At 72.4% G+C, this 1,622-nt stretch carries 2 protein-coding genes; one reads left to right on the top strand and one right to left on the bottom strand.

Annotation, left to right across the window (positions count from 1 at the left end; translation table 11 throughout):
* Positions 1-77: 77 nt before the first annotated feature.
* Entirely contained in the window at positions 78-701 is a 624-nt protein-coding gene (locus tag IJH84_RS04435; protein WP_295140507.1) for a TetR/AcrR family transcriptional regulator, read from the bottom strand.
* A 17-nt stretch (positions 702-718) separates the two neighbouring features.
* Here IJH84_RS04435 and IJH84_RS04430 point away from each other — a divergent pair.
* Positions 719-1,622 (top strand): FAD-binding oxidoreductase (locus IJH84_RS04430; protein WP_295140504.1); only part of this gene is annotated, 904 nt, incomplete at its 3' end.

Below are 1,622 nucleotides of genomic sequence, written 5' to 3'. Positions count from 1 at the left end.
CGTCGACCGAGCCCTGCTCGGCCAGCTCGGCCAGGTCGCGGGCGCGGCGGTGGGCGTTCAACGAGGACATCCGGAACTCACTCCTCGAGACGAAGGTAGGACTCCAGCAAGGCGCGCAACTGGGCGTCGAGACGTTCGGGGGGCAGCGGGTCGGCCACGATGCGGGCCGAGAGCACCGCGGACTGGATCACCAGCAGGACCATGGCGGCGAGTTCGTCCGGGTCGCCGTCCCGGATCGTGCCGTCCTGCTGGCCCTGCCGGATCGCCGAGGTCAGCAGCTCGAGGATGCGGTGCTGGCTGGCCCCGAGCCGGTCGAAGACGTAGGTGATCAGCAGCTCGGGATCGGTCTCCAGGATCTTGCGGAACAGCGGGTGGGTGCGCGCCGCGGCGGTGGTCCGCACGATCCGGTCGATGCCGAGAGCACGCTCGCCGTCGGTGCCCTCGGCAGGCAGCAGGGCGACGAGTTCCCGGGTGAGCAGATCGGCGGTCAGCGTCCGCACATCGGCCCAGCGCCGGTACACCGTCGGGCGGCTCACCCCCGCCCTGCGGGCGACTTCGGCCAGCGTGGTGCGGCGCATGCCGACCGCGAGGACGGTCTGGGCCGCGGCGTCCAGGATGGCCCGGTCGTTGGTGGCCCCGTCCTTGGCGACCCCGTCCTTGGCGTCCCCGTCGTCGACGCCGTCGTTACGGTTTGACGTCATGTGTAAAACTGTAACGCATGACGAAACCCGAGCACCGCACCCCGGACTCCGTCTGGAACGCCTGGGGCACCGCCGATGCCGCCAGCCCCCTGTCCGCCGACGTGCGCACCTTGGTCGAGCAGGGCCTCGGGATCACGCATCGCGACACGCAGTCCGTGGACCGCGCGGACATCAGCCTGCGGCCCTGCGCGCTGCCTGCTGAAGCCCGCGGCGCGCTGGCGGAGATCGTGGGCGCGGACCGGGTCCGCACCGACGACGACACCCGGCTGCTGCACGCGGGCGGCAAGAGCACACCGGATCTGCTGCGGCGGCGCGCCGGGGACGTGGAGTCCGCTCCCGACGCGATCCTGTTCCCCGGCACGCACGACGAGGTCTGCGCGGTCCTGGAAACCTGCGCCGCGCAGCGGGTCGCGGTGATCCCGTTCGGCGGCGGGACGAGCGTGGTCGGTGGTCTCGAGCCGGACGGCGGCGGCTTCGGCTCGGTCGTCGCGCTGGACCTGCGCCACCTCGACGAGCTCGTCGAGCTCGACACCGAGTCGCAGACGGCCACGTTGCAGGCCGGGCTGCGGGGCCCGGAAGCCGAGGAATTGCTCGGCGCGCACGGCTACACGTTGGGCCATTTCCCGCAGAGCTTCGAGCACGCCAGCATCGGCGGCTTCGCGGCCACCCGCTCGTCCGGCCAGGCTTCCGCGGGTTATGGCCGGTTCGACGGCATGGTGGTGCGGCTGCGGGTCGCGACACCGTGCGGCACGCTCGACCTCGGCCGTGCGCCCGCCTCGGCCGCGGGCCCGGACCTGCGGCAGCTGTTCCTCGGTTCGGAAGGGGCGTTCGGCACGATCACCGAGGTGACCGTGCGGGTGCGGCCGAAACCGCAGGAGGTCCGGTCCGAGGCCTGGTCCTTCCCGGACTTCGGCACCGGTG

Source organism: Saccharopolyspora sp., assembly GCF_017434145.1.
GTDB lineage: Bacteria > Actinomycetota > Actinomycetes > Mycobacteriales > Pseudonocardiaceae > Saccharopolyspora_C > Saccharopolyspora_C galaxeae.
Note: the sequence above shows the minus strand (reverse complement) of the source record. Positions and strands in the feature narration are given on the sequence as shown.